Annotated in this window: 41 protein-coding genes; all 41 read right to left on the bottom strand. The window is 35.3% G+C overall.

Annotated elements, in window-relative coordinates:
* Positions 1-37: 37 nt before the first annotated feature.
* Entirely contained in the window at positions 38-466 is a 429-nt protein-coding gene (gene rplQ / locus K1X44_03670) for a 50S ribosomal protein L17 (protein MBX7146391.1), read from the bottom strand.
* A gap of 22 nt (positions 467-488) precedes the next feature.
* Positions 489-1,520 (bottom strand): DNA-directed RNA polymerase subunit alpha, encoded by a 1,032-nt coding sequence (locus tag K1X44_03665; protein ID MBX7146390.1) that lies wholly within the window; start codon positions 1,518-1,520, stop codon positions 489-491.
* A 60-nt stretch (positions 1,521-1,580) separates the two neighbouring features.
* Complete coding sequence (gene rpsK / locus K1X44_03660; protein ID MBX7146389.1) at positions 1,581-1,976, bottom strand: 30S ribosomal protein S11; 396 nt, start codon at positions 1,974-1,976, stop codon at positions 1,581-1,583.
* 38 nt (positions 1,977-2,014) lie between these two features.
* Positions 2,015-2,389 (bottom strand): 30S ribosomal protein S13, encoded by a 375-nt coding sequence (gene rpsM / locus K1X44_03655; protein ID MBX7146388.1) that lies wholly within the window; start codon positions 2,387-2,389, stop codon positions 2,015-2,017.
* A 105-nt stretch (positions 2,390-2,494) separates the two neighbouring features.
* Positions 2,495-3,178, bottom strand: a complete 684-nt coding sequence (locus tag K1X44_03650; GenBank protein MBX7146387.1) for an adenylate kinase — start codon at positions 3,176-3,178, stop codon at positions 2,495-2,497.
* Positions 3,175-4,539: a preprotein translocase subunit SecY gene (gene secY, locus K1X44_03645; GenBank protein ID MBX7146386.1), complete on the bottom strand. Its 1,365-nt coding sequence runs from the start codon at positions 4,537-4,539 to the stop codon at positions 3,175-3,177. Before secY ends, K1X44_03650 begins: the two co-directional genes overlap by 4 nt.
* Positions 4,540-4,578: 39 nt before the next feature.
* On the bottom strand, positions 4,579-5,049 hold the full coding sequence (rplO, locus tag K1X44_03640) for a 50S ribosomal protein L15 (GenBank protein MBX7146385.1): 471 nt from the start codon (positions 5,047-5,049) through the stop codon (positions 4,579-4,581).
* Positions 5,050-5,071: 22 nt separating this feature from the next.
* Positions 5,072-5,284 carry a 50S ribosomal protein L30 gene (rpmD, locus tag K1X44_03635; GenBank protein MBX7146384.1) on the bottom strand — a complete coding sequence of 71 codons (213 nt, stop codon included), beginning with the start codon at positions 5,282-5,284 and terminating at the stop codon, positions 5,072-5,074.
* A gap of 10 nt (positions 5,285-5,294) precedes the next feature.
* A complete protein-coding gene (rpsE, locus tag K1X44_03630; GenBank protein MBX7146383.1) occupies positions 5,295-5,861 on the bottom strand; it encodes a 30S ribosomal protein S5 in 567 nt (188 codons plus the stop codon).
* A 32-nt stretch (positions 5,862-5,893) separates the two neighbouring features.
* Positions 5,894-6,256: a 50S ribosomal protein L18 gene (rplR, locus tag K1X44_03625; GenBank protein ID MBX7146382.1), complete on the bottom strand. Its 363-nt coding sequence runs from the start codon at positions 6,254-6,256 to the stop codon at positions 5,894-5,896.
* Positions 6,257-6,267: 11 nt separating this feature from the next.
* Positions 6,268-6,801, bottom strand: coding sequence for a 50S ribosomal protein L6 (rplF, locus tag K1X44_03620; protein MBX7146381.1), 534 nt, complete (start codon positions 6,799-6,801; stop codon positions 6,268-6,270).
* A gap of 23 nt (positions 6,802-6,824) precedes the next feature.
* The gene (rpsH, locus tag K1X44_03615; protein MBX7146380.1) at positions 6,825-7,223 is read right to left on the bottom strand and encodes a 30S ribosomal protein S8; all 399 of its coding nucleotides are present in this window, start codon (positions 7,221-7,223) and stop codon (positions 6,825-6,827) included.
* Positions 7,224-7,239: 16 nt separating this feature from the next.
* Positions 7,240-7,545, bottom strand: a complete 306-nt coding sequence (gene rpsN / locus K1X44_03610; protein MBX7146379.1) for a 30S ribosomal protein S14 — start codon at positions 7,543-7,545, stop codon at positions 7,240-7,242.
* A 52-nt stretch (positions 7,546-7,597) separates the two neighbouring features.
* Positions 7,598-8,137 carry a 50S ribosomal protein L5 gene (gene rplE, locus K1X44_03605; GenBank protein ID MBX7146378.1) on the bottom strand — a complete coding sequence of 180 codons (540 nt, stop codon included), beginning with the start codon at positions 8,135-8,137 and terminating at the stop codon, positions 7,598-7,600.
* A 13-nt stretch (positions 8,138-8,150) separates the two neighbouring features.
* The gene (gene rplX / locus K1X44_03600) at positions 8,151-8,474 is read right to left on the bottom strand and encodes a 50S ribosomal protein L24 (protein ID MBX7146377.1); all 324 of its coding nucleotides are present in this window, start codon (positions 8,472-8,474) and stop codon (positions 8,151-8,153) included.
* A 15-nt stretch (positions 8,475-8,489) separates the two neighbouring features.
* Entirely contained in the window at positions 8,490-8,858 is a 369-nt protein-coding gene (gene rplN / locus K1X44_03595) for a 50S ribosomal protein L14 (protein ID MBX7146376.1), read from the bottom strand.
* Complete coding sequence (gene rpsQ, locus K1X44_03590; GenBank protein MBX7146375.1) at positions 8,855-9,115, bottom strand: 30S ribosomal protein S17; 261 nt, start codon at positions 9,113-9,115, stop codon at positions 8,855-8,857. The genes rplN and rpsQ overlap by 4 nt, the downstream gene beginning before the upstream one ends.
* Before the next feature lie 18 nt (positions 9,116-9,133).
* On the bottom strand, positions 9,134-9,322 hold the full coding sequence (rpmC, locus tag K1X44_03585) for a 50S ribosomal protein L29 (GenBank protein ID MBX7146374.1): 189 nt from the start codon (positions 9,320-9,322) through the stop codon (positions 9,134-9,136).
* Between the two features lie 4 nt (positions 9,323-9,326).
* Entirely contained in the window at positions 9,327-9,746 is a 420-nt protein-coding gene (gene rplP / locus K1X44_03580) for a 50S ribosomal protein L16 (protein MBX7146373.1), read from the bottom strand.
* A gap of 26 nt (positions 9,747-9,772) precedes the next feature.
* Positions 9,773-10,453: a 30S ribosomal protein S3 gene (gene rpsC, locus K1X44_03575; protein MBX7146372.1), complete on the bottom strand. Its 681-nt coding sequence runs from the start codon at positions 10,451-10,453 to the stop codon at positions 9,773-9,775.
* Positions 10,453-10,836 (bottom strand): 50S ribosomal protein L22, encoded by a 384-nt coding sequence (gene rplV, locus K1X44_03570; GenBank protein MBX7146371.1) that lies wholly within the window; start codon positions 10,834-10,836, stop codon positions 10,453-10,455. The genes rpsC and rplV overlap by 1 nt, the downstream gene beginning before the upstream one ends.
* Before the next feature lie 6 nt (positions 10,837-10,842).
* Positions 10,843-11,121: a 30S ribosomal protein S19 gene (gene rpsS / locus K1X44_03565; GenBank protein MBX7146370.1), complete on the bottom strand. Its 279-nt coding sequence runs from the start codon at positions 11,119-11,121 to the stop codon at positions 10,843-10,845.
* 37 nt (positions 11,122-11,158) lie between these two features.
* Complete coding sequence (gene rplB / locus K1X44_03560; GenBank protein ID MBX7146369.1) at positions 11,159-11,986, bottom strand: 50S ribosomal protein L2; 828 nt, start codon at positions 11,984-11,986, stop codon at positions 11,159-11,161.
* A gap of 3 nt (positions 11,987-11,989) precedes the next feature.
* Positions 11,990-12,337 (bottom strand): 50S ribosomal protein L23, encoded by a 348-nt coding sequence (locus K1X44_03555; protein ID MBX7146368.1) that lies wholly within the window; start codon positions 12,335-12,337, stop codon positions 11,990-11,992.
* The gene (gene rplD, locus K1X44_03550) at positions 12,334-12,954 is read right to left on the bottom strand and encodes a 50S ribosomal protein L4 (GenBank protein ID MBX7146367.1); all 621 of its coding nucleotides are present in this window, start codon (positions 12,952-12,954) and stop codon (positions 12,334-12,336) included. Before rplD ends, K1X44_03555 begins: the two co-directional genes overlap by 4 nt.
* A 12-nt stretch (positions 12,955-12,966) precedes the next feature.
* A complete protein-coding gene (gene rplC, locus K1X44_03545; GenBank protein MBX7146366.1) occupies positions 12,967-13,665 on the bottom strand; it encodes a 50S ribosomal protein L3 in 699 nt (232 codons plus the stop codon).
* A gap of 22 nt (positions 13,666-13,687) precedes the next feature.
* A complete protein-coding gene (gene rpsJ / locus K1X44_03540) occupies positions 13,688-14,002 on the bottom strand; it encodes a 30S ribosomal protein S10 (protein ID MBX7146365.1) in 315 nt (104 codons plus the stop codon).
* 40 nt (positions 14,003-14,042) lie between these two features.
* Positions 14,043-15,233 carry an elongation factor Tu gene (gene tuf / locus K1X44_03535; protein ID MBX7146364.1) on the bottom strand — a complete coding sequence of 397 codons (1,191 nt, stop codon included), beginning with the start codon at positions 15,231-15,233 and terminating at the stop codon, positions 14,043-14,045.
* A 40-nt stretch (positions 15,234-15,273) separates the two neighbouring features.
* Complete coding sequence (gene fusA, locus K1X44_03530) at positions 15,274-17,352, bottom strand: elongation factor G (protein MBX7146363.1); 2,079 nt, start codon at positions 17,350-17,352, stop codon at positions 15,274-15,276.
* 23 nt (positions 17,353-17,375) lie between these two features.
* A complete protein-coding gene (gene rpsG / locus K1X44_03525) occupies positions 17,376-17,846 on the bottom strand; it encodes a 30S ribosomal protein S7 (GenBank protein MBX7146362.1) in 471 nt (156 codons plus the stop codon).
* 14 nt (positions 17,847-17,860) lie between these two features.
* Positions 17,861-18,232, bottom strand: a complete 372-nt coding sequence (rpsL, locus tag K1X44_03520) for a 30S ribosomal protein S12 (GenBank protein MBX7146361.1) — start codon at positions 18,230-18,232, stop codon at positions 17,861-17,863.
* A 261-nt stretch (positions 18,233-18,493) separates the two neighbouring features.
* Positions 18,494-19,483, bottom strand: a complete 990-nt coding sequence (gene thiL / locus K1X44_03515; GenBank protein ID MBX7146360.1) for a thiamine-phosphate kinase — start codon at positions 19,481-19,483, stop codon at positions 18,494-18,496.
* Between the two features lie 3 nt (positions 19,484-19,486).
* Positions 19,487-19,981: a transcription antitermination factor NusB gene (gene nusB, locus K1X44_03510; protein MBX7146359.1), complete on the bottom strand. Its 495-nt coding sequence runs from the start codon at positions 19,979-19,981 to the stop codon at positions 19,487-19,489.
* A gap of 13 nt (positions 19,982-19,994) precedes the next feature.
* Positions 19,995-20,447 (bottom strand): 6,7-dimethyl-8-ribityllumazine synthase, encoded by a 453-nt coding sequence (ribH, locus tag K1X44_03505; protein ID MBX7146358.1) that lies wholly within the window; start codon positions 20,445-20,447, stop codon positions 19,995-19,997.
* Between the two features lie 38 nt (positions 20,448-20,485).
* Positions 20,486-21,601: a 3,4-dihydroxy-2-butanone-4-phosphate synthase gene (gene ribB, locus K1X44_03500; GenBank protein ID MBX7146357.1), complete on the bottom strand. Its 1,116-nt coding sequence runs from the start codon at positions 21,599-21,601 to the stop codon at positions 20,486-20,488.
* On the bottom strand, positions 21,598-22,188 hold the full coding sequence (locus tag K1X44_03495) for a riboflavin synthase (protein ID MBX7146356.1): 591 nt from the start codon (positions 22,186-22,188) through the stop codon (positions 21,598-21,600). The genes ribB and K1X44_03495 overlap by 4 nt, the downstream gene beginning before the upstream one ends.
* 20 nt (positions 22,189-22,208) lie before the next feature.
* The gene (gene ribD, locus K1X44_03490) at positions 22,209-23,333 is read right to left on the bottom strand and encodes a bifunctional diaminohydroxyphosphoribosylaminopyrimidine deaminase/5-amino-6-(5-phosphoribosylamino)uracil reductase RibD (protein MBX7146355.1); all 1,125 of its coding nucleotides are present in this window, start codon (positions 23,331-23,333) and stop codon (positions 22,209-22,211) included.
* A 35-nt stretch (positions 23,334-23,368) separates the two neighbouring features.
* Entirely contained in the window at positions 23,369-23,827 is a 459-nt protein-coding gene (gene nrdR / locus K1X44_03485) for a transcriptional regulator NrdR (protein MBX7146354.1), read from the bottom strand.
* Positions 23,828-23,894: 67 nt separating this feature from the next.
* A complete protein-coding gene (locus K1X44_03480) occupies positions 23,895-25,160 on the bottom strand; it encodes a serine hydroxymethyltransferase (protein MBX7146353.1) in 1,266 nt (421 codons plus the stop codon).
* An 84-nt stretch (positions 25,161-25,244) separates the two neighbouring features.
* Positions 25,245-25,703 carry a ribose 5-phosphate isomerase B gene (gene rpiB, locus K1X44_03475; protein ID MBX7146352.1) on the bottom strand — a complete coding sequence of 153 codons (459 nt, stop codon included), beginning with the start codon at positions 25,701-25,703 and terminating at the stop codon, positions 25,245-25,247.
* A gap of 150 nt (positions 25,704-25,853) precedes the next feature.
* On the bottom strand, positions 25,854-26,376 hold a 523-nt coding region (locus K1X44_03470), incomplete at its 5' end, for a branched-chain amino acid ABC transporter substrate-binding protein (GenBank protein ID MBX7146351.1).

Genomic DNA, 26,376 nt, shown 5'->3' with positions numbered 1-26,376 from the left:
TAAAGTAAAAGTTAACAAGAAATTGTTAATTTTATTCTTATTCTGGTGTTGCTGCTTCAGTTGATGATTGGTGAACAGGACCTGAATCTAAACCCTTGGCTGCTGGGTCTCTATCTACTAATTCAATCGTTGCCATTGCTGCTGCATCACCATAACGAAATCCAGATTTCAAAACCCGGGTATAACCACCTGCTCTTTGACTATAACGTTCTGCTAAGGGTCCAAAAATTTTGCTGACTAAGGATGTATTATTATGTAACACAGATAGAGCGCGACGTTGGTTATGTAATCCACCTTTTTTACCTAAAGTAATTAGCTTATCAACAATGGAACGTAAATCTTTAGCCTTTGGTAAAGTAGTTTCAATTTGTTCATGTTTAATAAGTGCCGCAACCATATTTGAAAACATTGCTTTTCTATGGCTACTGGTACGATTTAATTTGCGGCCTCTTAATTGGTGACGCATAATTTATATCCTTTTTATAAAATTAATAAGGTTCATCAAGACGACGGGCTAACTCTTCAATATTTTCTGGTGGCCATGATGGGATATGCATACCAAGATGTAAACCCATTTGACTTAAAACTTCTTTTATTTCATTAAGAGATTTACGCCCAAAGTTTGGGGTACGAAGCATTTCTGCTTCTGTTTTCTGAACTAAGTCACCAATATAAATAATATTATCATTTTTTAAACAATTTGCTGACCTTACAGATAATTCAAGCTCATCAACTTTTCTCAAAAGGTTTTTATTAAATGGTGGTTCTGCTGCTTGGCTTGCTTCACTAGATGGGATCATTTCATCAAAGTTTATGAAAAGTTGTAATTGATCCTTTAAAATATATGCAGCTTGAGCAACTGCGTCTTCAGGTGTCAGAGATGCATTTGTTTCAATTTCAAGAGTTAATTTATCATAGTCCGTTTGTTGACCCACACGTGTATTTTCAACTTTATAAGTGACCTTGCGGACAGGGCTAAAAATTGCGTCAACTGGAATTAATCCTACAGGTGCATCTTCTGGCCTGTTTTGTGCAGCTGAAACATATCCTTTGCCTTTTTCCACTGTAAATTCAATATCAAGTTGTGCCCCTTGATCAAGAGTACAAATGACAAGATTTGGATTCATAATTTCAATATCATGGCCAGTTTCAATTTCTGACGCACGTATTTCACCTTTTTTGCTTGTTTTTAAACGCATACGCTTTGGTCCTTCGCCATGGAGACGAAGAGCAATAAGTTTAATATTCAAAATAATTTCTGTTACATCTTCACGTACACCAGGAATTGAAGAAAATTCATGTAAAACACCAGCAATTTGAATTGATGTGACAGCAGCACCTTGCAACGAAGAAAGAAGAACACGTCGCAGGGCATTACCCAATGTCATACCAAATCCACGCTCTAACGGCTCAACAACAATGATTGCATCGCGTAATGGATCAGAACCAATAATAACATTAGGCTTATCTGGTTTTTTTAATTGCATCAAATTTTTTTGTACTAAAGAAAGAGATTTCATATTGAACTCACAACACTGGGTTTGTTATATAAATTTTTATTAATTAGAATTAACGTTAGATTATACTCTTCGTCTTTTGGGTGGACGGCACCCATTATGAGGAATTGATGTAACATCTTTAATTGCTGTAATTGTAAAACCTGCGGCCTGTAAAGCACGCAAGGCAGATTCTCTTCCCCCACCTGGGCCTTTTATTTTTACCTCTAAAGTACTAACGCCATGTTCCATGGCTTTTTTTGCTGCGGCATCAGCTGCAACTTGAGCAGCATAAGGTGTCGATTTACGTGAACCTTTAAAACCCAAACTTCCGGAAGAAGACCAAGCAATAGCATTACCTTGGGCATCAGCAATTGTAACAGTTGTATTATTAAAACTTGCATGAATATGAGCGACACCTGAGGTAATATTTTTACGTTCACGACGTCTTAATTTGGGTGCTGCTTCTACTTTTGCCATTCTTATAACCTTTATATATTTATAATCTTAAACTTAAACTAACTAGCTACTTTTTTATTCGCTATAGTTTTTACAGGTCCTTTACGAGTACGAGAATTAGTACGCGTTCTTTGTCCACGTACAGGTAACCCTTTACGATGTCTTAATCCACGATAACAACCTAAATCCATTAATCTTTTAATATGCATGGACACTTCACGTCTTAAATCACCTTCGACATGATAATCTTTATCAATGACTTCACGTATACGAACAATTTCTTCATCGGTCAATTTATTGACACGTTTTTCGGCAGAAATACCAACTTTCTCACATATTTCTTGTGCCTTTGTACGACCAATTCCGTATATATAAGTTAACGCAATCAATACTCTTTTTTGTGTTGGAATATTGACACCAGCAATACGCGCCACTTAGTTTCTCCTTAAAATATAAATAATGAACAAAAAGCTTACGAAAAATCGCTTGACTTAAAATAACGCATTATAAAAAATGCCCAATTAAAGTCAACACGTATATTAATTAACCATATAAAAACCTTCACTATTATCTGTTTTAAAGCAATTTTTTATTATATGGTCAATTTTATTCGTAACATTTTCAACTTTTTCCATAGCATCAACATCCTTAACTAAATTCTTTTTTTGATAATAGGGCAAAATAGGTGATGTTTGATGATGATATATTTTTAATCTTTCCTGAATAACATCAAGAGAATCATCTTTTCTTTTTGTAAATTCTTTATGGTGGCAAATATCACAAATACCCTTTTTTAAAGGTAATTTGAACTTTTCATGATATACGGCCCCACAATGCACACAACTAAAACGCCCAGTTATTCTTTCTATTAAAATATTTTCATCAACAACCATATTAATGACCACATCAACAGCCATATTTTTTACATGAAGCATATGATCTAATGCTTCTGCTTGATTTAATGTTCTTGGAAATCCATCAAGTATATATCCGGCATTTCCCTTTTGGACCTTACTGTCTATAATATTAATCAAAATATCATCAGGTACAAATTGTCCTGCATCCATGATACTTTTAGCTTTTTTTCCAATTTCGCTAGAAGCTGCAACTTCAGCTCTCAAAATTTCACCTGTCGAAAGTTGTTTCAGATGGTATTTTTCTTCTAATCTTTTAGCCTGGGTCCCTTTACCAGAACCAGGGGGACCTAAAAGAATAACAATCATCCTTTACGACCTTTAAGTTTTGCTTTTTTAATTAACCCTTCATATTGGTGGGCCAAAAGATGCGAATGAACTTGGGCAACCGTATCCATGGTTACAGAAACAACAATTAATAAACTGGTACCACCAAAGTAAAATGGCAAGGATGTTCCAGACATTAATAATTCAGGAAAAACGCATATAACAGCTAAATAAGCAGCACCAATAACCGTAAGACGTGTTAAAACATAATCTAGATAATCTGATGTTGCTTTTCCTGGCCTTAATCCTGGGATAAATCCATTATTTTTTTTCAAATTATCAGCTGTTTCAACAGGGTTAAAAACAATTGCCGTATAAAAAAATGCAAAAAATGCAATTAATAAAACGTATAACAATATATAAAGCGGTTTCCCATGTCCTAAATGCTGGGCAATCCACTGTAACCATTCACTTGTATTTCCTTGGTTACTTTGAAATCCTACAAAAGTAAGAGGTAATAATAAAAGGGAGCTGGCAAAAATAGGTGGTATAACACCCGCGCTATTTAATTTTAAAGGTAAATGGCTACTATCACCACCAAATACTTTATTCCCAACTTGTCTTTTAGGATATTGAACTATAAGACGCCGCTGTGCTCTTTCAAAATAAACGATACCAATAATAACAGACCCTATTAAAACGACGACACCAATAACAGCAAGAAATGGGCTTCCTAATAATGAGATTGAGCCAACCCTTGCCATTTCAAGCAAAGTTGCAAGCGCATGAGGAAGTTGGGCAACAATACCAGAAAAAATAATTAAAGAAATACCATTCCCAATACCTCGCGCTGTTATTTGTTCCCCTAGCCACATTAAAAATAATGTGCCACCAACCAAGGTCACAACCACACTAAATCTAAAAAATAACCCAGGTTCAAGGACAGCACTTGCCCCCCCATTACCTAATCCTTCTAATCCCACAGCAATACCATAAGCTTGAACAGCTGCTAATAATACCGTACCTAAACGGGTATATTGATTAATTTTTTTACGGCCTGCTTCCCCTTCTTTTTTCAAAGCTTCAAGTTGTGGTGATAAACTAACAACAAGCTGCATAATAATAGAAGATGAAATATAAGGCATAATATTAAGAGCAAAAATGGTCATACGTCCAAGTGCCCCACCGCTAAACATATCAAATATACCTAATATACCACCTGCATTAGTTTTAAATAAAATAACCAAAACAACTGTATTAATTCCAGGCAAAGGTATATAGGTACCTAAACGATAAACAATTAAAGCAATAAGTGTAAACCAAAGCCTTTTTTTAAGTTCTGTAGCTTTAGCAAAAGCACCAAAATTTATATTTGCGGCAAGTTGTTCTGCTGCTGAGGACATAGAAAAACCTAATTATTAAAATGAAAATAAAATACGTTGTTAGCTTTTTTTGGATACAATATCAATTTTTCCACCTAGTTTTTCAATATGCTTAAGAGCAGAAGCAGAAGCTTCATAAACAGAAAAATTAATGTTTTTTGTTTTAAAATCCCCTCCTAAGAGAATTTTTACACCATCTCTAATTTTTTTTATAATTCCTGCTTCTTTCAATGATTGCTCAGTAATAACTTTAGATGCATCAAGCTTACCATTATCAAGCGCTTGTTGAATTCTACCTAATTTTACAACAGAAAGGTTTTTAGAAAAAATATTATTAAATCCACGTTTAGGCATTCTCATATAGATGGGCATTTGACCACCCTCAAATCCATTAATAGCAACACCCGTTCTTGCCGTTTGCCCCTTACCCCCACGACCTGCTGTTTTACCTTTACCTGATCCAATACCACGGCCAACACGCATGATACTTTTTCTTGATCCAGCGTTATCTGATAATTGATTAAGTTTCATAATCTATTCCTAATTTATATAATTATTTAGTATCGACTTGTTCTGTTTTTACTAAATGTTGAACTTTGTTAATCATACCACGAATAGCTGGGGTATCAGCTAAAATACTTACACGATGAAGTTTATTTAGTTTTAAACCTTTTAATGTATCCCTTTGATAGGTTTGCCTACCTATAGGGCTTCCAATTTGCGTAATTTTTATAAATTGTGCTTGGTTTTTTTGTCCTTTAGCCATTTACTTTCTCCTAATTATTCACTGCTTTCGCTTCTAAAGAACGGTTTTTACCAAGAATTTCTGCTACTTTTTTACCACGTCTATTAGCCACATGGCGAGGAGAATTACTTGCTAACAACGCCACAAAAGCTGCTCTTGTCATATTATGTGGATTTGATGAACCTATAGATTTTGCTACAACATCTTGAACACCCAAAGCTTCGAATACCGCACGCAAAGGACCACCTGCAATAATACCTGTACCAGATTTTGCTGTCCGTAAAACCACTTGCCCTGCGCCATATATACCGATTGTGTCATGATGTATGGTTCTTCCTTCGCGTAATGGCACACGTACCATTGCTTTTTTTGCTTGATCAGTTGCTTTTCTAATTGCTTCCGGGACCTCTTTGGCTTTACCAGATCCATGACCTACGCGTCCCTTGCCATCACCTACAACAACTAAAGCTGCAAAACCAAATCGTCTACCACCTTTTACAACTTTCGCGACACGATTTATACTCACGAGTTTTTCAACAAACTCACTTTCTTCTCGTCCCTTGCGTTCGGTTTTTTCTGCTTTTTCTCCACGTGCCATAATAAAATCCTTTAGTAATAAATTTACTCTAATTAAAAAGAAAGGCCACCTTCACGAGCTGCATCTGCCAATGCTTTAATACGCCCATGATATAAATAACTTCCACGATCAAAAACAACTTCTTTAATCCCAGCACTTACCGCTTTTTTAGCAATTAAATTGCCAACAGTTTTTGCAGCATCTACAGACGAAGTTTTTTTAATGTTTTTCTTTGTCTCTGCTTCTATTGTTGATGCAGAAACCATGGTTACACCTTTAACATCATCAACAATTTGAACATAAATATGTTTATTAGATCTAAAAACCGTTAACCGAAGACGACCTGCAGATTTATTACGTATCTGGGTACGTACACGTAGTTTACGACGTATTCTGGAATGTTGTATATGAGACATTTTTCTATACCTTATTTTTTCTTGCCTTCTTTGCGGCGGATAAATTCACTACTATAACGTATACCCTTACCTTTATAAGGTTCAGGTGGGCGGAAAGAACGAATTTCAGCTGCAACTTGACCTACTTTTTGTTTGCTAGAACCTGATATAACAATCGTTGTAGGTTTTTCACATTTAATTGTAATATTTTCAGGAATTGGGTAAATCACATCATGGCTAAACCCCAACTGCAATTGTAAATTTTTTCCTTGTACAGCAGCACGATATCCAACGCCTTCAATTTCTAATACTTTGTTATATCCAACAGAAACACCTGTAACCATATTACGTATCAAATTTCTTGATGTACCCCACATAATCCTGGATTCTTTTGTTTCGGCTGTTGGCTTTACAAAAATATTATTATCTTCAACAGATACGTTAACCAAATCATCGATATTGAATGTTATCTCACCTAATTTACCTTTGGCTGTTATACTATCATTGGCAACTTTAACAGTTACACCACTGGGTATAGATACAGGATTTTTACCAACACGAGACATTATTATGCCCTTTTACAAAATAATTAAAATACACGACAAAGAACTTCACCACCAACATTAGCAGCGCGAGCTTCATTATCAGACATTACACCTTGGGGTGTCGATAGAATAGATATACCAAGACCATTATAGAATTTTTGCAATTCATTGATTTTAGTATAAATTCTTCTACCAGGTTTTGAAATACGGGTAATTTCTTGAATAACGGGCTTTCCTTCATGATATTTTAATTCAATCCGAAAATTATTTCTATGGCCTTCTTCATTAATTTCCGCAAAGTCACGAATATAACCTTCACGTTTTAATACTTCAAGTACACGTGCTCTCAATCTAGAAACGGGGCTTAAAACCATTTGCTGTTTAGCTTTTTGACCGTTACGAATACGAGTGAGCATATCACCCAATGGATCTGTCATCGACATTAGACAAATGCCTCCTTTACCAACTTGATTTAACCATACCAGGGATTTGTCCTCTTGAGGCCAATTCACGAAGCATGATACGAGATAATTTAAATTTGCGATAAACACTACGAGATCTTCCAGTAAGTGCGCATCTTAAACGGATACGTACTTTAGAAGAATTTCTTGGCAATTCAGCCAATTTAAGTTGCGCTGAAAAACGTTCTTCCATTGAACAATTAGGATCTGCTGCTAAAGTTTTAAGTTTTTTTCTACGCATAGAATATTTAGCCGCCAACTTCTCACGCTTTTTATTACGCTCAATTGAACTTTTTTTTGCCATTAAATACCTCTAAAATATAAATTACTTAACATGATGATCACACTTTCAAAATTTAATTCATAAAAGGCATATCAAAGCCACGTAAAAGAGCTTTGGCCTCTTTATCTGTTTTTGCACTTGTTACAATAACAATATCCATACCTCTAACCTGATCAATTTTATCATAATTAATTTCTGGAAAAACAATTTGTTCTTTTAATCCAAGCGCATAATTACCGCGTCCATCAAAACTTTTACTAGAAACACCCCGAAAATCACGTACACGTGGCAAAGCAATGGTAACCAATCGATCCAAAAATTCATACATACGTGTCCGTCTTAAGGTAACCTTACATCCAATATCCATACCAACACGTAATTTATAAGTTGCGATAGATTTACGTGATTTTGTCATCACAGGTTTTTGTCCTGCAATGGCAATTAAATCATTAAATGCCGCCGTTAGATGTTTTGCATCTTGGGTGGCTTTACCCACACCCATATTAATAATAATTTTTTCCAAATATGGGACTTCAAATTTATTATTATAATTAAATTCTTTCATCAAACTTGGATGAATAACTTCATGATAATGTTCATATAAACGTGTCATAATATTTAACCTATTAACGATCTATTGTTTCACCAGATTTTTTAGCAAATCTTACTTTGCGACCATCTGAAAGAGTTTTGTATCCTACACGTGTTGGTTTATTGCTACTTGGATCAATATGAGCAACATTCGATATATGCACCGAAGATTCTTTTTCAAGAATTCCACCTGTAGAGCGGGCAGATTGTTTTGTATGACGTTTCACCATATTAATACCTTGAACAATTACACGGCTTTCTTCACGCAATACTTTTAATACTTCTCCCTTACGGCCTTTATCTTTACCGCTTAAAAGAATAACTTGGTCACCTTTTTTTATTTTAGTCTTAGCTAACATGTTTGCCTCTAATTTTTATAAAACTTCTGGTGCCAAAGAAATAACTTTCATAAATTTCTTCGCACGTAATTCACGTGTAACAGGGCCAAAAATCCGTGTACCAATTGGTTCACCTTGTTTGTTAATTAATACTGCAGCATTTTTATCAAAACGAATAACACTTCCATCTGGCCGGCGAATATCCTTTGAGGTTCTTACAATAACCGCTTGATGAACATCCCCTTTTTTAACACGGCCACGAGGAATTGCTTCTTTAACGGAAACAACAATAATATCACCAATAGAAGCATATTTACGTTTCGATCCACCCAAAACTTTTATGCATTGAACACGACGTGCGCCAGAATTATCAGCCACATCTAAATTTGTTTGCATTTGAATCATGATTTTGGCGCCCCTGCTGAAATATTAACATCAGCAATAACTTCCCAATGTTTTGTTTTTGATAATGGTCTACATTCACGAATGGTCACATTATCACCTATTTGATGATTGTTGTTTTCATCATGTGCAGAATATTTTTTTGAACGACTAATAAATTTGCCATAAACTGGGTGTCTTACGCGACGCTCAACTTTAACGACAATTGTCTTGTTCATTTTATTACTTACCACTATTCCTTGAAGAATTCGTTTTGGCATTTTAAAACTTCCCTGCGATTAATTCGGATTTTGTTTTAATAAAGTATAAATACGTGCAATATTACGGCGTACGTGTTTGACACGTGCTGTATTTTCGAGTTGCCCACTCGTTTTTTGAAAACGAAGATTAAAAGCTTCCTTTTTAAAAGATAACAGTTCAGTTTTTAATTGATCTGGTGTTTTCACTTTCAAATCTTTTAATTTCATAAATTTACCCTCCCTCACCAAGACGAGAAACAAATTTAGTCCCTATAGGTAATTTTGCTGAAGCAAGCTGAAAAGCTTGTTTGGCAATATCCATAGACACCCCATCAATTTCAAACATAATTCTTCCTGGGTGCACTCTAGCTACCCAGAATTCTGGGTTACCCTTACCACTTCCCATTCTTACTTCTGCAGGCTTTGTTGACACAGGTACATCTGGAAAAATACGTATCCAAATACGCCCCAATCGTTTTAAATGCCTTGTGATAGCTCTTCGTGCCGCTTCAATTTGGCGTGCCGTAATTCTACCTGGGTCTGTAGCTTTTAAGCCATATGCACCAAAATTAAGTGCTGTACCACCTTTGGCTTTACCATGTATACGCCCTTTATGCGCTTTACGATATTTTGTACGTTTTGGAGAAAGCATAATATAACCTTAACATTCCTAATTAATTATTGACGTGCCATAACATGATCATGCAAACGTTTATCTTGGGCCATAGGATCATGATCCATAATTTCACCTTTATAAACCCAAACCTTTACACCACAAATTCCATAAGTTGTTTTGGCAATACCTTCACCAAAATCAATATCAGCTCTTAAGGTATGAAGTGGTACGCGTCCTTCACGATACCATTCCATACGGGCAATTTCTGCCCCACCTAATCTGCCACTGCAATTAATTCTAATACCTTGGGCGCCCAAACGCATCGCAGATTGCACCGCTCTTTTCATGGCACGACGAAACGCCACACGGCGTTCCAATTGTTGGGCGACACCTTCAGCAATTAATTTTGCATCAATTTCTGGTTTGCGTATTTCAACAATATTTAAACTTACTTCTGTTTTTGTAATTTTAGCTAAATCAGAGCGTAATTTTTCTATATCGCTTCCTTTTTTACCAATAATTACTCCAGGCTTTGATGTATAAATTGTAACTCTCGCTTTTTTAGCAGGACGTTCAATAACAACTTTACTAATTGATCCTTGTTGTAATTTTTTATTCAAATAATCTTTAAGAAGAAAATCATCATGTAATAATTTTGCATAATCTTTATCTGCAAACCAGCGGGAATCCCAAGTACGATTGACACCAACTCTAAGACCAATTGGATTAATTTTTTGTCCCATTATGCTCTTCCTTCTCTTTCACTTACAACAACGGTTAAGTGACTTAAAAATTTTTCAACCCGAACACCGCGTCCTTTAGCCCTGGCATGCATTCTTTTCATAACTAAACCACGTCCAACCGATGCTTCTTCAATATAAAGACGATCGACATCCAATTGGTGATTGTTCTCTGCATTAGCAATTGCCGACTGGACAACTTTTTTAACATCTTTAGCAATACGACGGCGTGAAAAAGTCAATTGGGCCAAAGCTGCTTGTGCTGCCAACCCACGAATAGCTTGAGCAACTAGATTTAATTTGCGAGGTGCAACTCGTAAATTTTTGGCAACCGCTTTAACTTGCTTATCCGCTTTTTTATTTTTGGATGAAGATTCTTTACTCATAATTTCTTATGCCCTTTTTACTTTTTTATCACCAGCATGACCATGAAAAGTCCTGGTTGGTGCAAATTCACCAAATTTGTGACCAATCATATTTTCTGTCACCAAAACTGGTAAAAATTTATGGCCATTGTGAACACCAAAAGTTAATCCCACAAACTGAGGAAGAATAGTTGATCTTCTTGACCATGTTTTAATAATTTCATTACGTCCCGAAGCACGACTAATTTCTGCTTTTTTTAATAAGTATCCATCAACAAAAGGACCTTTCCAAACTGAACGTACCATGAATTAAATTACTCCTTAAAACCTAATATCTCTTTATTTATTTACGAACACGCCTACGCATGATCATGTTATCAGTTCTTTTATTATGTCTGGTTTTATTACCTTTAGTTCCCTTACCCCATGGGGTAACTGGATGTCTACCACCAGATGTACGACCTTCACCACCACCATGTGGATGATCAATCGGATTCATAGCAACACCACGTACTGTTGGTCTTACACCAAGCCAGCGTTTACGTCCTGCTTTGCCAATATTTATATTTTGTTGATCTGGATTTGATACAGCACCAATTGACGCAAAACATTCCGAACTAACTTTACGAATTTCGCCTGAGCTAATTCTTAAAATAATATGCTCCCCATCTCTACCAACAATTTGTACATAAGAACCTGCTGCACGTGCTAATTGACCACCAGATCTTGGTTTTAATTCAACATTATGAACCACAGTACCCACAGGGATATTTTTTAAGAGCATAGCATTGCCTGGTTTAATATCAGCTTTTTCACCAGATACAACTTTATCACCAACATTTAATCTTTGAGGTGCCAAGATATAGCTATATTCACCATCTTCATAACGGATAAGTGCAATGAAAGCTGTACGATTAGGATCATATTCAATACGTTCAACAGTAGCAAAAACATCATTTTTTTGTCTTTTAAAATCAATCAATCTATAACGACGTTTATGCCCACCCCCAATATGACGTGTTGTAATATGGCCGTGATTGTTACGCCCACCGGTTTTTTTCAACCCTACAGTTAAAGATTTTAATGGGCGACCTTTATACAAATCTGATCGGTCAACAATTGCTAATTGACGTAAACTTGGAGTAATGGGTTTATATGTTTTAAGCGCCATAAATTATACTCCCGTTGCTATATCAATTGAATGGCCTTCGACCAAGGTAATCATAGCTTTTTTATAACTTGGTCTGACCCCTGGTCTACCCCGAAACATTTTACGTTTTCCTTGTTGGCGTAATGTGTTCACAGCTTTAACTTTAACACTAAATATTTTTTCAACAGCTTGTTTAATTTGAGTTTTGTTGGCATCCAAAGGTACACGAAAAACAATTTGATTGTATTGGGAGCACAATGTAACTTTCTCTGTCACAACAGGGTGGCGAATTAAATCATACATAGAAATTTCACTGAGCTCAGATGGAGTTGAAGTTGTTTTAACTTCTTTTTCTTTCGTAGATTTTTTCATTTTAAATTAGCTTCCAAATGCTGAATTGCGTCACGTGTTAAAACCAAAAAATTTCTGCGTAAAATATCATACACATTAATACCTTGTTGAGGTAATAAATCAAAATTTGGGACATTTGACGCAGCAAAACGTAAATTATTATCTAATTCTGCACCACCTATCATTAAGGCAGAATCCCATCCAAGTTTCTTAATTTTTTGTAAAAAATCCTTGGTTTTGTTAGTTGTCATTTTAGCATCATCAAGCACAATTAATTTACCTTCTGCTTTTTTTGCTGAAAGTGCGGTTTTAAGTGCCAAACGTCGAACTTTCTTAGGTAAATCATGGGCATGACTACGAACAACAGGTCCAAAAATTACGGCCCCACCACGAAATTGAGGGGAGCGCAAACTGCCTTGACGCGCACGACCCGTACCCTTTTGATTATATGGTTTTTTTGTTGTACCACTGATATCACCAATTTGCTTGGCTTTATGTGTACCCGCACGTCTTTTCGCTAATTGCCAATTAACCATTCTAGCCAAAATGTCTTTACGAACTGGTACCATAAAAATTTCATCAGAAAGTTCAATTTCACCAACTGATTTATTATCAAGAGAAATAACCGGACACTTCATCATTACACCTTATCAAGCTGCATTGTTTGTTACAGAACTATCTTTTAATGCTGCAGGCAAAGGTACTTCCTTTGGCAAAGGACGCTTAACAGCATCTTTAACAATAACATACGATCCTTTAGCCCCAGGGACCGCACCCTTTAACATAATAATTCCACGCTCACTATCCGTTGCAGCAACATATAAATTTTGAATAGTAACTTTTTCATCACCAAGATGACCTGCCATCTTTTTTCCAGCGAAAGTTTTACCAGGGTCTTGTCTATTACCTGTTGATCCATGACTACGATGAGATACCGACACACCGTGTGATGCACGTAACCCACCAAAATTATGTCTTTTCATAGCACCAGCAAAACCCTTACCAATCGTATATCCAGATACATCAACATATTGGCCAACAACAAAATGCCCAGCAGTTAATTCTGCTCCAACTGGTATAACATGTTTAGGATCAATTCTAAATTCTAATAGTTTTCTTTTAGGTTCAACTTTAGCCTTGGCAAAATGTCCACGCATGGCTTTGGAAACGTTTTTTACTTTGCTTTTTCCAACACCTAATTGTATGGCATCATACCCATTTTTTTCTTTAGCAAGCACATTGACAACTTGACATTGTTCAAGCACAAGAACAGTAACAGGCACTTGTAATCCTTCTGCATCTAAAATGCGTGTCATACCTAACTTTCTTGCAATCAATCCAGAACGCATTTATTTTTTCCTTTTTACTTCACTAATTCTTTAATTTAATTTCAACATCAACGCCAGCAGCAAGATCTAATTTCATTAATGCATCTACTGTTTGTGGCGTTGGGTCAATAATATCAAGAAGCCTTTTGTGTGTTCTAATTTCAAATTGCTCACGACTTTTTTTATCAACATGGGGTGAGCGTAAAACCGTAAATTTTTCTACACGATTAGGTAAAGGTATAGGCCCACAAATACGTGCACCTGTACGCTTTGCTGTATGAACAATTTCGTTTGTTGATTGATCAAGCAATCTGTGATCAAAAGCTTTCAACCTTATACGAATATTTTGATTTTCCATTAACTATACCTTTACCTTAATCTTAAAAATACACTTCCAATTATTCGATAATAGAAGCAACAACTCCTGCACCTACTGTACGACCACCTTCACGAATAGCAAAACGTAATCCTTCATCCATAGCAATTGGCGCAATTAATTGAATTTCCATGGCAATATTATCGCCTGGCATAACCATTTCTGTTCCGGCAGGTAGATTTACAACACCAGTCACATCTGTTGTTCTAAAATAAAACTGTGGACGATAATTAGCAAAAAATGGGGTATGACGGCCACCTTCCTCTTTAGTGAGAATGTAAGCTTCTGCTTTGAATTTTGTATGTGGTGTAATTGAACCTGGTTTTGCTAAAACTTGTCCACGTTCAACTTCCTCACGTTTTGTACCGCGTAACAATGCACCAATATTATCACCAGCTTCACCACTATCTAACAATTTACGGAACATTTCAACACCAGTAACAGTTGTTTTTTGTGTTGGACGCAATCCAATAATTTCAATTTCTTCACCAACCTTTACAATACCTCTTTCTACACGTCCTGTTACAACAGTACCACGACCAGAAATTGAAAATACGTCTTCAATTGGCATCAAAAATGGACGATCTTTTGGACGATCAGGTTGAGGAATATATTCATCAACTGATTTCATTAATGACATAATAGCATCTTTACCTAATTGGGGTTCACGTCCCTCTAACGCACAAAGAGCAGAACCACGAACAATAGGAATTTTATCGCCTGGAAAATTATAAGATGATAATAATTCTCTCACTTCTAATTCAACAAGATCTAAAAGTTCTGGATCATCAACCATATCAACCTTATTCAAGAAAACAACAAGAGCTGGCACCCCAACTTGTCTTGCTAAAAGAATATGTTCACGTGTTTGGGGCATAGGACCATCTGCTGCAGAAACAACCAATATGGCACCATCCATTTGCGCCGCACCTGTGATCATATTTTTTACATAGTCAGCGTGACCTGGACAGTCAACGTGTGCATAGTGACGATTTGCTGTTTCATATTCAACGTGGGCTGTAGAAATTGTAATACCACGAGCTTTTTCTTCAGGAGCTTTATCAATTTGATCATAAGCCATAAATTGTGCGCCACCTGCTTCACTTAATACTTTGGTAATTGCAGCTGTTAACGTTGTTTTTCCATGATCAACGTGACCAATTGTACCAACGTTACAATGTGGTTTTACACGTTCAAATTTAGCTTTAGACATTTCCTAATCACTCCATAAATATAAAGTTTTTGTTTAAAAATTATGCCATTTTGGCTTTTACTTCATCCGCCACCGCTTGAGGCACCTGTTCATAATGATCAAAATGCATCGTATATTGGGCTCTTCCTTGGCTCATTGATCTTAATGTATTAACATAACCAAACATACTTGCCAATGGGACCATTGCCGTTATAACCCTTGCATTTCCACGACTATCCATGCCGCTGATTTGCCCCCGTCTGCTATTCAAATCACCGATAACATCACCCATATAATCTTCAGGTGTCACTACTTCAACACGCATCATAGGTTCAAGTAATTTAGGACCCGCTTTTGCAATAGCCTCTCTAAAACAAGCACGCGCTGCAATATCAAATGTCAATACATTAGAATCAACATCATGATAAGCCCCATCAATCAAAGTCGTTTTCAAATCAATAACTGGGAACCCAGCAATAACCCCAGTTTCTTTGGCAGCTTTCAATCCTTTTTCTACACCTGGAACATATTCTTTGGGGACAGCCCCACCAATAATAGCACTTTCAAAGTTAAAACCAGCACCGGGTTCTGATGGTTCAAATCTGATTTTGACTTTTGCAAATTGACCTGCACCACCTGATTGTTTTTTATGGGTATATTCATGCTCAATCGATTTTGTAATTGTTTCACGATACGCAACTTGGGGTGCACCTACATTCGCTTCAACTTTAAATTCACGCTTCATACGATCAACGATAATTTCCAGATGAAGTTCACCCATACCTTTAATAATCGTCTGACCGCTTTCTATATCTGTACTGACACGGAATGACGGATCTTCTTGGGCCAATCTATTAAGAGCCATACCCATTTTTTCCTGATCAGCTTTGCTCTTGGGTTCAACAGCAACCTCAATAACAGGTTCTGGGAATTCCATTCTTTCTAAAATAATTGGGTTGGCTGGATCACAAAGCGTATCACCCGTAGTTGTATTTTTCAAACCCGCCAATGCAACAATATCACCAGCGCGCGCCTCTTTAATATCTTCTCGGTGATTAGCATGCATTTGTAACATACGACCAACACGCTCTTTATTATCTTTAATCGTATTAACGACTTGGGTTCCTGATTGAAGCACCCCGGAATAAACCCTAACGAAAGTCAAAGAACCAACAAAAGGGTCAGTCATAATTTTAAAGGCTAAACCACTAAATGGTTCATCATCTGAACATTTACGTGTTAATTCTTGTTCATTATTATCAGGTGATGTCCCTTTAGTAGCAGGAATATCCAAAGGAGAAGGAAGATAATCAATAACAGCATCCAACATAGGTTGGACACCCTTATTTTTGAAAGCACTACCACAGAGAACTGGTACAAAAGTACTTGAAATAGTACCTTTTCTAATCAGCTTTTTTAAGGTTTCCACATCAGGATGTGTACCATTTAAATACGCTTCCATAGCTGCATCATCTACTTCAACAGCCATTTCAACAAGTTTATCATGATATTCTTGGGCTTTGGATTTCATATCTTGGGGAATATCACCTATAACAAATTCTGCCCCCAAAGATTCATCTTTCCAAATAATTCCTTTCATTTGAACAAGATCAACAACACCAACAAATTCGCTTTCTGATCCTATTGGTAACAAACAAACCAGAGGTTTTGCACCCAAACGATCAACAATCATATCAACGCAGCGATAAAAATTTGCACCAATACGATCCATTTTATTTACAAAACAAATACGTGGAACATGATATTTATCAGCCTGACGCCAAACAGTTTCTGATTGGGGCTCAACGCCAGCAACACTGTCAAAAACAGTAACAGCACCGTCAAGAACACGTAATGATCTCTCTACTTCAATAGTAAAGTCGACGTGACCAGGTGTATCAATAATATTAATACGATGATCACGCCAAAAACATGTTGTTGCTGCAGATGTAATAGTAATACCGCGTTCCTGCTCTTGTTCCATCCAATCCATGGTGGCGGTACCTTCATGGACTTCACCTATTTTATAGGAACGACCTGTATAATAAAGAATACGTTCTGTAGTCGTAGTTTTACCTGCATCAATATGGGCCATAATCCCAATATTACGATAACGATCAAGTGGTGTAGTACGTGACATAATATTATTAACTCTTTAAAAAATCACCAACGATAATGTGAAAACGCTTTATTTGCTTCAGCCATTTTGTGTGTATCTTCACGCTTTTTAACAGCAGATCCTCTATTATTTGCAGCATCAAGAATTTCACCAGCAACCCTATCAACCATTGTTGTTTCAGAACGACCGCGTGCCCCGGAAATAATCCAACGAATTGCCAAAGCTTGCGCACGATCATGTCTAACTTCCACAGGTACTTGATAAGTTGCACCGCCTACACGTCTAGATCTTACTTCTAAATTAGGGGAAACATTACTTAATGCATCATGAAAAGTCTGTAAAGGATCTTGGCTCGATTTCTTTTGAATTTGATCAAAAGCAGAATACGTAATAGTTTCTGCAGTAGATCTTTTACCATCATACATTAAAACATTAATAAATTTTGCAACCACAAAATCGCCAAATTTGGCATCGGGTAAAACTTCTCTCTTCTGTGCGGCTCTACGGCGTGACATTATAATTCCTTTCCTTATTTAGGCCTTTTCGCGCCATATTTAGAACGTCTTTGACGTCGGTCTTTCACACCTTGCGTATCAAGTGTTCCACGAATAATATGATAACGAATACCTGGTAAGTCTTTAACACGCCCACCTCTTATCATAACAACAGAGTGTTCTTGAAGATTATGACCTTCACCAGGAATATAACTTGTAACCTCCAGCCCATTTGTTAGTCGTATACGTGCGACTTTACGTAAAGCAGAATTAGGTTTTTTTGGAGTTGTCGTATAAACACGCGTACAAACACCACGTTTTTGCGGACAAGCTTGTAAAGCTGGAACTTTATTACGTGCTTTTTGGGCTTCACGCGGTTTACGGATTAATTGATTAATCGTTGGCATTCTTAAACTTTATTTCCTTATTCTAATATTAAATAACCGCTACGAAGTATCCTTCGAGCGGTCTTACTAAAACATCATAACATAGAAACAGCAATAGACGCTAAATTATATTATCATGCATCATTATAAGAACCGCGTTTAGATTTCAAATCTACAGCCGACTCTCTCCAAGTTCTGGGGATAATAAAAGCCTTAGATGGTTTCGTCAAGTGTTCGTAATAGAAAAATGATATTTTTTTGTTTTATTCAGATTTTAAATTTTTAGAAATGCTGATATCCCATTTTGTGATAAGGTAGCATTTTTCCATTTTGATCTATAATTGAAATAGTTCTATCATTTGTAATCTTACCTACAATCGTTAAAGATATATTTTTGTTCTTTATTTGTTTTAAAAATAAATCATATTTTTCTTTTGAAATTGTAAATAAAAGCTCATAATCATCTCCACCACTTAACATAGTCATCAATAAGGATGGATTTTCCTTTAAGACAAACTGTGCAGCCTGACTTACAGGTAATAATTTTTCATAAATAACAGCGCCAACATTTGATTGTTGACATAAATGATTCAGATCAGCAATAAAACCATCCGAAATATCTAAACAAGATGAACATAAATTATCGGCAGACATTATTAAACCTAGCTCAATCTGAGGTTGCGGTAATTTATATTTATTAACTAAATAATCTTTATCTTGTTTATCTAACGAATAAATTAGTTTCTTTTTCAAAATCATTAATCCTAAAGCTGAATCTCCAACTGTACCTGAAACCACAATCAAATCATCAATTTTGGCCTTATCTCTTCTTGGTATCATATAACCATTGTGCAAACCCAACGCTGTTACAGAAAGTGTAATTGGACCATGCGTTGCTACCGTGTCACCCCCAATTAAAGAAACATTATATTGTTCTTGATCCTGGGCAAGCCCTTCCGCAAAATCAGCTATCCAAGATTCTTGAATTGAATGAGGTAAAGCTAATGTCATTAAATAATATAAAGGCTGTGCACCTTTTGATGCTAAATCAGAAAGATTAACCCTTAACATTTTACGTGCAATTAAATCAGCTGGATCATTTTGAAAAAAATGAACATCTGCTACCAGAGAATCGGTTGTAATAACCCAGTTACCTTTTTCAAAAATAGGTAAAACAGCAACATCGTCTTTCAAATTATAAGCACCCTGTTCTTTATAAGTAAGCGGTGCAAAATATTTATTTATTATTTCAAATTCATTAAGCTTTTTCATAAATCAATGAATTTTCTTTTTTGACGTATCCTTGGATCGAAGCATCTGTGCTAGATTATCTAAAACACCATTTACAAATCCTATTTCTTTATCATCAAAAAAATCATGAGCTATATCTACATATTCTGAAATAATAACCTTAGTAGGAATATCGGGGCATTCCAAAAATTCAAACGCCCCTGCCCGCAAAATTGCATAAGATATTTGATTAATTCTCTTTAAATTCCAATCTTTATCCAAAATATTTGCGATATGGCTATCTATTTCTTTTTTTGATATTTCATTACCCTTTAAAATAAAAGAAAAAAAATCAAAATCTATTTGGCTATAAAAATCTTCTTGATCAGATTTAACAAAACGGTAGTTTTTAAATTCATTAATAACATAAGCAGCATTTTTACCTGTAAAGTTCATTTGATATAAAGCTTGTACTATGGCCAAACGTGCGCTCCGTCGGCCTATAATTTTTTTTTTGTCAAAATCTATTTTTTCAATCATCAAATTAATATTATTATAAAAACCCTAATTTTTTTCTAAGTCCCGCCATCATAACACAAGCTTGGGCTGCTTCACGTCCTTTGTTTTTTTCTGTAGTTTTTGCCCTTGCCCATGCTTGCTCAGAATTTTCCACGGTAAGAATTCCATATCCCAAAGCAATTCCATGTTGTACAGCAAGATTTTGTAAGGCACGAGCACTTTCTGTCACAATTTGATCATAATGGGTAGTCTCCCCCCTTATAACACAACCTAATGCTAAAAAACCATCAAAACGTCGATTACTTTTAATGGCCATACTCATAGCTGCTGCTATTTCAAAAACACCCGGCACATCATAAATTTTCCAAGTTGATTTAGTTTGTGTTAAAAAAGTTGTCGCACCCAACAATAATTCATCAGCAATATCAGGATAAAATTTTGCCTGTACAATCATAATATGCGGTTTAACGTCATTTAAATTAACCATTAAATTCCTCCTAATATAACTATAATATAGGTAATTCGTTAAATAATTATTGCACGACGTTCAACAATTTTTAATCCATACCCTTCTAATCCAATTAATGTACGATCATTATTTGATAATAAAATCATATTTTTAATACCCAAATCTAATAATATTTGGGCACCTATTCCATAATCTCTTAATTCATTAGGCAATTTTGTATTTTTTTCAATCCTCGAACGTACATGATCACTTAAACTTGTTGGTAATGGCTCCCTAATTAAAACAAGAACACCCCTTTTTTCTTTGGCAAGCAATTGCATCGCATTCTGTAATTCGTGATCTTTATTATTAAATTTATCTCCTAACACATCATCAAGTATATTCAAAGCATGCATACGAACCAAAACGGGATCGGATGTTGTAATATCCCCTTTAATCAAAGCAATATGTTCAGCATAAGCGACACGATTAACATAAACAAACATCTTAAATTCATCACCATAGCGCGTATGAATTGTTGTTTCTAACGATCGTTCTATAATTCGATCATAACGTCTTCTATAGGCAATTAAATCTGCAATTGTACCAATTTTTAATCCATGAAGCTCTGCAAATTGAATAAGGTCATTACGGCGCGCCATACTTCCATCATCATTCATAATTTCACAAATTACACCTGAAGGATTAAGACCAGCTAATCTTGCAATATCAACAGCAGCTTCTGTATGACCTGTTCTGACTAATACACCTCCCTCACGAGCAACAAGTGGAAAAATATGGCCCGGGCTTGTTATATCATGGGCACCTTTCATCGGATCAATAGCTACTTGAATAGTATGTGTGCGATCTGCAGCTGAAATTCCCGTAGTTACACCTTCTCTTGCTTCAATGGAAACGGTAAAAGCTGTTTGATGTCTTGTTCCATTTTGAGTAGACATTAAAGGAATTTTTAAATAATCAACCCGCTCTTTAGTAAGAGCAAGACATATTAAACCACGGCCATTCTTAGCCATAAAATTGATTGCTTGTGGTGTTACCATTTGAGCTGGAAGAACCAAATCACCTTCATTTTCGCGTTCTTCATCATCCACCAAAATAAACATTTTACCATTTTTGGCTTCATTAATAATTTCTTCTGTTTCAGAAATTATCTCACTAAAAGTCATAATCATTCCTTTTTAATAAGATTTGCAAGATATCTTGCTATTAAATCTATCTCTAAATTTACTTTTTGCCCAACTTTTATAAATTGTAGATTTGTTGCCTTTTGTGTTGCAGGAATTATGTTGACGTCAAAAATATTATTTTTTACTTGATTAATTGTAAGAGAAATTCCATCAACAACAATCGAACCTTTTGGCGCAATAAATTTTAATAAGCCATCTTTTAATATATTAATTGCAAGTCTTATATTACCACCATCTTCTTTTATATCTTGGACAACACCTATACCATCTACATGCCCTAAAACTAAATGACCACCTAATTCATCCCCAAGTTTAAGTGGTCGTTCTAAATTAACAGGCATATTTATATACCAATCCCCTACGGTCGTACAAGATTGGGTTTCATTTGAAGCTTCAACTGCAAACCAATTATGGTCTTTTTTAATAACAGTAAGACAAACACCATGACACGCTATCGAAGCACCCATAGCTATAGTTTTTATATCATAATTTGTTCTAATCTCTAAATACATAATATCTCGTCTTTGTATAGACTGAATATGTCCTAGATCTGTTATTATACCAGTAAACAAATATTATTCCTTTATTATATTTAATTACTTTTATAAAATTCAATACTACAATCTTCAATCAATAGTTTTGATTGAAATACCAATTTTGGTAATTGATCAAGCTTCACATTTGGTAAAGATCCAAGTGCAGATAATCCATCAGATCCCATAATAGAATGCGCCCGAAACCAAACAATTCTATCAACCAAATTTTGCTTAACTAAATTAGTATTTAATTTATTACCACCTTCCACTAAAATTCTTGTAATACCTATTTTCATAATTTTTTCTAATACGTCTTTAAGACATAAATTCTGAGTGGCAGATTCTTCTATACCTTCAATAATTTTTACCCCTAGTAAAATTAAATCTTGTTTTTTCTTTTCATCAACATTTGGTAAAGTAAAAAAATAGGTTGGATATTTCTGTGCCTCTTGAACAATATGAGATTCTAAAGAAATATTAAGCTTTGGATCAAGAACAAATCGTACTGGTGAAAATTTCAAAAGACCTGGTAATCTGCAAGTCAAATATGGATTATCACGCAGTACTGTTTTAGCACCTATTAAAATTCCATCATTTTGGGAACGTAAAAGATGACCATAATGACGTGCTTTTTCATTTGTAATCCATTGGCTTTGCCCATCTTGATTTGCTATTTTTGCATCAAGAGTAGACGCAATTTTTAGCGTTACCAAAGGACGATGATATAAAAATCTATTAACAAAACCTGCATTAATTTCTAAAGCTTTTTCATAACCTATATTTTCAACAACTTCCAAACCAGCTGCTTTTAGTTTATGGATACCTTGGCCGTTTGTACGTGGATCAGGATCAGACATGGCAATAACAACACGACGAATCCCTGCGTCAATTAATGCATCTGCACAAGAAGGGGTTTCACCAACATGGGCACAAGGCTCAAGTGTAACATAGGCTGTAGCATTTTTAACTGAAGTATGAGCATTTTTTAATGCTTCAATTTCTGCATGTGGTCTGCCACCTAATTGTGTCCATCCCCGGCCTATAACATAATAATTATTTTTAATATTTTTTTTAATTAAAACACAAGCAACAGATGGATTGGGCCATGTCCTTCCTAACCTTCGTTCAGCTAGGGACAAAGCCATATTCATATATGAATTATCTAAAAAGGTTTGTATCAAAAATTTAAACCAACGATAAAAATATATAAAACCAATTACTCTTGGTCTACAACTAACTTGCCAATAAAATCTTCAAAATCTTTCGTTTCTCTAAAATTTCTGTACACAGAAGCAAAACGAACATAAGCTACTTGATCCAAATTATATAAGGCATCCATTACTAAACTTCCAATAGATTTACTTGGTACTTCGGGTTCACCAGCGCTTTCCAATCTTCTTACAATACTACTGACAACACGCTCTAGACGGTCTGCATCAATTGGTCTTTTACGCAAAGCTATTTGCATAGAACGTAATATTTTGTCTCTGTCAAAATTTTCTCTATCTCCATTCCCCTTTACAACCGTCAATTCACGAAGTTGTACTCTTTCAAATGTTGTGAAACGCGCCCCACAACCTGGACACTGACGACGACGTCTAATCGCCACATTATCATCAGTTGGACGAGAATCTTTTACTTGTGTATCGTCATTACCGCAAAATGGACAGCGCACTTTTCCCCCACGTGTTTTATTAGCTTATGATTCTATGATTTTATGAAAAAATAACATTAATTTACAGTTAAATAGTTTGATAGATAGGAAATTTTTTACATAAATCTTGAACATGTAATCTAATTTGTTTTCTTTTTTCCATTTGTATTTCACTACTCTCATTTAAACTATCTACTATTTCTGATATAAAATCAGCTGTTATTTTAAATTCTTCTGGACCAAAACCCCTAGTTGTTAAAACTGGTGTACCTAATCTAATACCAGATATAATTGTTGGTTTTTCAGGATCAAATGGAATAGCATTTTTATTACACGTTATATTTGCTTGCTCTAAAGCATGTTCCGCTTGTTTGCCGGTAATTTTTTTTGATCTTAAATCAACCAAAATCAAATGACTATCTGTACCCCCAGAAACCATATCAAAACCATTTTTCTTAAGATTACTAGCTAAAATTTGCGCATTATTAACCACAGATTTTGCATATTCTTTAAAAGAAGGCTGTAAAACTTCATAAAAAGCAACCGCTTTTGCTGCAATAACATGCATAAGCGGACCACCTTGTAATCCAGGAAAAAGGGCAGAATTAATTTTTTTTGCCAGTTCTTCGTTATTTGTTAAAACCATGCCACCTCGTGGACCACGTAGTGTTTTATGGGTCGTTGTTGTCACGATATCAGCATAGGGTAATGGATTAGGGTAGACACCACCAGCTACCAATCCAGCAAAATGGGCCATATCCACCATTAAATATGCACCTACTTTATGAGCAATATCTTTAAAACGTTTAAAATCAATAATTCTAGGATAAGCAGACCCACCTGCAATAATTAATTTGGGTTTATATTCCATTGCAAGTTTTTCAATTTCTTCATAATCAATTATGTTGTCTTGCTGCGTCACACCATATGAAATAGCTTTGAACCATTTTCCAGATAAATTTGGTGCCGCCCCATGGGTTAAATGTCCACCAGCAGATAAAGCCATTCCCATAATGCAATCTCCTGGTTGTAGTAAAGCAAGCATAACTGTCTGGTTAGCTTGTGCTCCAGAATGGGGTTGGACATTAGCAAAAGAACAATTAAATATTTTTTTTGCTCTTTCAATAGCCAACATTTCTACCTGATCAATAAATTCACATCCCCCATAATAGCGTTTACCAATATAGCCTTCTGCATATTTATTGGTTAACACAGAACCTTGGGCTTCTAAAACGGCCAAAGATACAATATTTTCTGACGCAATTAATTCCAATTGGTTTTGCTGTCTATCAAGCTCTTTCTTGATAGCTTGATCAATCTCAGGATCACATTTTTCTAATGGTGTATTAAAAATTGTTTTATAAGGAGGTGTTGAAAAATTCACTATTATTTGTCCTATATCAAATATCAATATTTCTTCATTAAATATAATTTTATCTTAATTATTATGCTTTTCTAATTTTTTAAGACGTCTTATATGTCTATCTCCCCCTTCAAATTCTGTATTTAAGAACGAGTCAACACAAGCTTTAGCTAAACTTTCACCTATTATTCTTGAGCCTAAACATAAAACATTAGCATTATTATGGAATTTAGATAATTGTGCAGACAAAGGATCAAAACAAAGTGCTGCTCTTATAAAATTATGACGATTAGCTGCAATAGACATACCTATCCCACTACCACAAATTAAAATCCCTAAATTTTTAGGATTATGATTAATTAATTGTACAACAGATTCAGCAATATCAGGATAATCTACCGAATCTTTATTATGAACACCTATATCTTGAACTTCATAATTCATGCTTATTAAATAAGATTTTAATATTTCCTTTAAATCATAGCCAGCATGATCTGAACCCAGGATAATAAAATAATTATTTTTATTATTCATTTTTATCCTCAAAGGATCCTAATGTTATAGAATAAGAATAATCTACCAATCTTCATCAAAGATTGCAAAGTTTTTTACGGATAAAAAGTAAAAATTACAAAGGCCACTTTTTGAAAAAGCGGCCTTTGCAAAAAAATATATTACGTAATGTTATTTGGTTTCTTGGCTAAATTTACCATTTGACCAAATATACCATGCATAACTTGGGTTTTTAATATCACCTTTTTCATCCCAAGAAAGATTACCCATAACTGTTTCAATTGAATGGCTACGAAAATAATCTGCAACCTTATGGTCATCTGTATCATTAAGAGCTGTAACAGCCGCTGCCCATGCTTGAACTGCGGCATAGCTTGATAAAGTGTACCCTTCTGGTTCATATTGTTGGCTACGGAATTTTTCAACAACCTCTTTAGCTGCAGGGAGATTAACAGCAGATGATGCATCACTAAAACGTGTATTTTCACCAGCAGGTCCGCTAATTGTCCAAAATTCTCCAGAATTTAGGGCATCACCCCCAACTAAATTGGCTTGAAGTCCTTGTTCACGTGATTGACGTACAATAAGGCCCGCATCATTATGATATCCACCTAAATAAATAACATCAATTTTAGCTTCTTTAAGTTTACTAATAAGAGCAGAAAAATCTTTTTCGCCAGATGTGTACGCTTCA

It is taken from the genome of Alphaproteobacteria bacterium, from assembly GCA_019695395.1.
Taxonomy (GTDB): domain Bacteria; phylum Pseudomonadota; class Alphaproteobacteria; order JAEUKQ01; family JAIBAD01; genus JAIBAD01.
This window is presented reverse-complemented; position numbering and strand designations above follow the sequence as displayed.

Bases quoted from the DNA above. Each gene is read 5' to 3' on its own strand.
- rplQ (MBX7146391.1), bottom strand. From the start codon at position 466: ATGCGTCACCAATTAAGAGGCCGCAAATTAAATCGTACCAGTAGCCAT.
- K1X44_03665 (MBX7146390.1), bottom strand. From the start codon at position 1,520: ATGAAATCTCTTTCTTTAGTACAAAAAAATTTGATGCAATTAAAAAAA.
- rpsK (MBX7146389.1), bottom strand. From the start codon at position 1,976: ATGGCAAAAGTAGAAGCAGCACCCAAATTAAGACGTCGTGAACGTAAA.
- K1X44_03650 (MBX7146387.1), bottom strand. From the start codon at position 3,178: ATGATTGTTATTCTTTTAGGTCCCCCTGGTTCTGGTAAAGGGACCCAG.
- secY (MBX7146386.1), bottom strand. From the start codon at position 4,539: ATGTCCTCAGCAGCAGAACAACTTGCCGCAAATATAAATTTTGGTGCT.
- rplO (MBX7146385.1), bottom strand. From the start codon at position 5,049: ATGAAACTTAATCAATTATCAGATAACGCTGGATCAAGAAAAAGTATC.
- rpmD (MBX7146384.1), bottom strand. From the start codon at position 5,284: ATGGCTAAAGGACAAAAAAACCAAGCACAATTTATAAAAATTACGCAA.
- rpsE (MBX7146383.1), bottom strand. From the start codon at position 5,861: ATGGCACGTGGAGAAAAAGCAGAAAAAACCGAACGCAAGGGACGAGAA.
- rplR (MBX7146382.1), bottom strand. From the start codon at position 6,256: ATGTCTCATATACAACATTCCAGAATACGTCGTAAACTACGTGTACGT.
- rplF (MBX7146381.1), bottom strand. From the start codon at position 6,801: ATGTCTCGTGTTGGTAAAAATCCTGTATCTATACCCAGTGGTGTAACT.
- rpsH (MBX7146380.1), bottom strand. From the start codon at position 7,223: ATGTCGATGACAGATCCATTGGGTGATATGCTCACTCGTATTCGTAAC.
- rpsN (MBX7146379.1), bottom strand. From the start codon at position 7,545: ATGGCAAAAAAAAGTTCAATTGAGCGTAATAAAAAGCGTGAGAAGTTG.
- rplE (MBX7146378.1), bottom strand. From the start codon at position 8,137: ATGACACGTTTATATGAACATTATCATGAAGTTATTCATCCAAGTTTG.
- rplX (MBX7146377.1), bottom strand. From the start codon at position 8,474: ATGTTAGCTAAGACTAAAATAAAAAAAGGTGACCAAGTTATTCTTTTA.
- rplN (MBX7146376.1), bottom strand. From the start codon at position 8,858: ATGATTCAAATGCAAACAAATTTAGATGTGGCTGATAATTCTGGCGCA.
- rpsQ (MBX7146375.1), bottom strand. From the start codon at position 9,115: ATGCCAAAACGAATTCTTCAAGGAATAGTGGTAAGTAATAAAATGAAC.
- rpmC (MBX7146374.1), bottom strand. From the start codon at position 9,322: ATGAAATTAAAAGATTTGAAAGTGAAAACACCAGATCAATTAAAAACT.
- rplP (MBX7146373.1), bottom strand. From the start codon at position 9,746: ATGCTTTCTCCAAAACGTACAAAATATCGTAAAGCGCATAAAGGGCGT.
- rpsC (MBX7146372.1), bottom strand. From the start codon at position 10,453: ATGGGACAAAAAATTAATCCAATTGGTCTTAGAGTTGGTGTCAATCGT.
- rplV (MBX7146371.1), bottom strand. From the start codon at position 10,836: ATGAGTAAAGAATCTTCATCCAAAAATAAAAAAGCGGATAAGCAAGTT.
- rpsS (MBX7146370.1), bottom strand. From the start codon at position 11,121: ATGGTACGTTCAGTTTGGAAAGGTCCTTTTGTTGATGGATACTTATTA.
- rplB (MBX7146369.1), bottom strand. From the start codon at position 11,986: ATGGCGCTTAAAACATATAAACCCATTACTCCAAGTTTACGTCAATTA.
- K1X44_03555 (MBX7146368.1), bottom strand. From the start codon at position 12,337: ATGAAAAAATCTACGAAAGAAAAAGAAGTTAAAACAACTTCAACTCCA.
- rplD (MBX7146367.1), bottom strand. From the start codon at position 12,954: ATGAAGTGTCCGGTTATTTCTCTTGATAATAAATCAGTTGGTGAAATT.
- rplC (MBX7146366.1), bottom strand. From the start codon at position 13,665: ATGCGTTCTGGATTGATTGCAAGAAAGTTAGGTATGACACGCATTTTA.
- rpsJ (MBX7146365.1), bottom strand. From the start codon at position 14,002: ATGGAAAATCAAAATATTCGTATAAGGTTGAAAGCTTTTGATCACAGA.
- tuf (MBX7146364.1), bottom strand. From the start codon at position 15,233: ATGTCTAAAGCTAAATTTGAACGTGTAAAACCACATTGTAACGTTGGT.
- fusA (MBX7146363.1), bottom strand. From the start codon at position 17,352: ATGTCACGTACTACACCACTTGATCGTTATCGTAATATTGGGATTATG.
- rpsG (MBX7146362.1), bottom strand. From the start codon at position 17,846: ATGTCACGCCGTAGAGCCGCACAGAAGAGAGAAGTTTTACCCGATGCC.
- rpsL (MBX7146361.1), bottom strand. From the start codon at position 18,232: ATGCCAACGATTAATCAATTAATCCGTAAACCGCGTGAAGCCCAAAAA.
- thiL (MBX7146360.1), bottom strand. From the start codon at position 19,483: ATGAAAAAGCTTAATGAATTTGAAATAATAAATAAATATTTTGCACCG.
- nusB (MBX7146359.1), bottom strand. From the start codon at position 19,981: ATGATTGAAAAAATAGATTTTGACAAAAAAAAAATTATAGGCCGACGG.
- ribH (MBX7146358.1), bottom strand. From the start codon at position 20,447: ATGGTTAATTTAAATGACGTTAAACCGCATATTATGATTGTACAGGCA.
- ribB (MBX7146357.1), bottom strand. From the start codon at position 21,601: ATGATTATGACTTTTAGTGAGATAATTTCTGAAACAGAAGAAATTATT.
- rpiB (MBX7146352.1), bottom strand. From the start codon at position 25,703: ATGAATAATAAAAATAATTATTTTATTATCCTGGGTTCAGATCATGCT.